The following is a 2,283-nucleotide window of genomic DNA, read 5'->3' as shown; positions in this document are numbered from 1 at the left end:
TAAAGAGTAATGAGAGGCCAAAGCCGGATCAAGTGTTGGTTGCTATTGCACAATATGCTGCAAATTATACGATAGCTAGCGAAGAAGCTTATAATACCGCTCGATATTGTCTCATCGATACGCTTGGCTGCGGGTTGTTAGCGCTTAGGTATCCCGAATGCACGAAGCTGCTAGGCCCGGCCGTACCGGGAACTCTCGTTCCGAATGGAGCTCGTGTTCCTGGAACTTCATTTCAGCTTGATCCGATCACTGCAGCATTTAACATTGGATGTATGAACCGCTGGCTCGATTACAATGATACTTGGCTTGCAGCGGAGTGGGGCCATCCATCAGATAATCTTGGAGCTATACTAGCTGCTGCGGACTATGAAAGCAGGAAAAACATAGCTGAGGGCAAACCGCCGTTTGTCATGAGAGATGTGCTTTCGGCTATGATCAAGGCTCATGAAATTCAAGGCATTCTTGCACTTGAAAACAGCTTTAACCGCGTAGGGCTCGATCATGTTATTCTCGTAAAGATTGCCTCAACTGCTGTAGTGACTGCGCTGCTAGGCGGGACGACAGATGAAATTATTGATGCTTTATCCAATGCGTGGATTGATGGTCATCCGCTTCGTACTTATCGTCATTCGCCAAATACAGGTTCGAGAAAGTCATGGGCAGCCGGCGATGCCACAGCTCGCGCGCTTAGGCTTTCATTGATGGCGCTAAAAGGAGAGATGGGTTATCCCGCTGCACTAACTACGCCGGAATGGGGATTTTATGATGTGCTGTTTAAAGGGAATTCCTTTTCCATTAAACGGGATTTTGAAGCTTATGTTATGGAAAACGTATTGTTTAAAATATCTTTCCCCGCTGAATTCCATGGCCAAACTGCGGTGGAGGCTGCTATCTTGCTGCACCCGAGTGTGAATGACAGATGGCATGAAATTGATAAAATAATCATTACTACACATAAGTCCGCACTGCGAATCATCGATAAAACAGGACCGCTCCATAATCCTGCGGATCGTGACCATTGCATTCAATATATGGTCGCAATTGGCCTGATTCATGGACATTTAACTGCCGATCATTATGAGGATGATTATGCGAGTGACAGTCGTATCGATGAGCTTCGCAAGAAAATGGTTACGACTGAAGATATCACTTACTCACATGATTATTTGGATGTTAATAAACGCTCGATTGCCAATGCCATTCAAGTGTTTTTCCAAGACGGAACATCCACTGAGAAGATCGAGATTGCATACCCAATCGGCCATCGGCGCAGACGTCAGGAAGCCATACCGCTTCTGCTTGCGAAGTTTGATGCCAGTTTGAAGAGCAGGTTCCCATCCAAGCAAACACAAGCGATATTAGAGCTTTGCCAAGACCAAAACGTATTAGAGAACACGCCCGTACAGCAGTTTATGGAACTATTTGTTATTTAGGTAAATGCCTGCGTACAGCGCAGGTTTTTCTTTTTAAAATCTATTTTTTTTTGTAGCTTTTCTGTAACTTTCTGCACCCCCATTTCGTTATATTGTATAAGTAAGCCGAATAAGAATATATACCATATAGAAGGAGCGTCTGCGCTATGAAAAAATATGTATTGATCGCAACTGTTGCGATAGCTTGTCTCACGGCCTTTAGCTTTGCGCCGGCGGGAGGCCGTGAATATACACCGGTAGAACAAACACCGGATATGATAACTGGCTACGTTTCAATGACAAAAGGGGAAAATAATCATTACACATTATCTATCGACCAAATCGATTGGTACGAGGGTGATGCAGCGACAAAAATTTTCCTTGAGCGTGAAAAGGATTCTGGGCTCGATGCCCCGCCAGATGGTTATTACATTGAGAATGATGATGAAACATTGCGTGACTTACCGATAGCCGATAACGCTGAGGTGCTTATGCAAATCTATAATCGAACGGGCAATATTAATGAAGCAGATATTGTTTGGAATGAACCGATTTCAGTTAAAAAGTTTATTGAACTCATCAATACGGAAGACGACTTCGATATGAAGAGCTTTCCTTATCATATGACGATCAAGAACGGGGAAATCGTACGCATCGTCCAGCAATTCGTTCCTTAAATAACCTTTTACATTTATGAGAGAAGCAACACAACAAGCGCGTGCCGATATTTAATCGGCACGCGCTTTTTATGTTTCACTTGATGCTTTTGAAATAACGTTTATATTTTCTTCAATCTGATTTATCCGTTTAATCTCTTCCAGCTTCATAGATACGATGAGCAAGCATCTCAGGATGCGTCTTTGCAGTTGAC

General features: G+C 43.5%; 2 protein-coding genes. Both read left to right on the top strand.

Annotated elements, in window-relative coordinates:
* A partial coding sequence (locus tag AC1DSE_RS34280) for a bifunctional 2-methylcitrate dehydratase/aconitate hydratase (RefSeq protein WP_477529015.1) occupies positions 1–1,433 on the top strand: 1,433 nt, incomplete at its 5' end.
* 146 nt (positions 1,434–1,579) lie between these two features.
* Positions 1,580–2,089, top strand: a complete 510-nt coding sequence (locus AC1DSE_RS34275) for a hypothetical protein (protein ID WP_477511653.1) — start codon at positions 1,580–1,582, stop codon at positions 2,087–2,089.
* The last annotated feature ends 194 nt before the right edge of the window (positions 2,090–2,283 follow it).

The sequence above is a fragment of the Paenibacillus sp. 01L418 genome, from assembly GCF_056400045.1.
This window is presented reverse-complemented; position numbering and strand designations above follow the sequence as displayed.

Bases quoted from the DNA above. Each gene is read 5' to 3' on its own strand.
- AC1DSE_RS34275 (WP_477511653.1), top strand. From the start codon at position 1,580: ATGAAAAAATATGTATTGATCGCAACTGTTGCGATAGCTTGTCTCACG.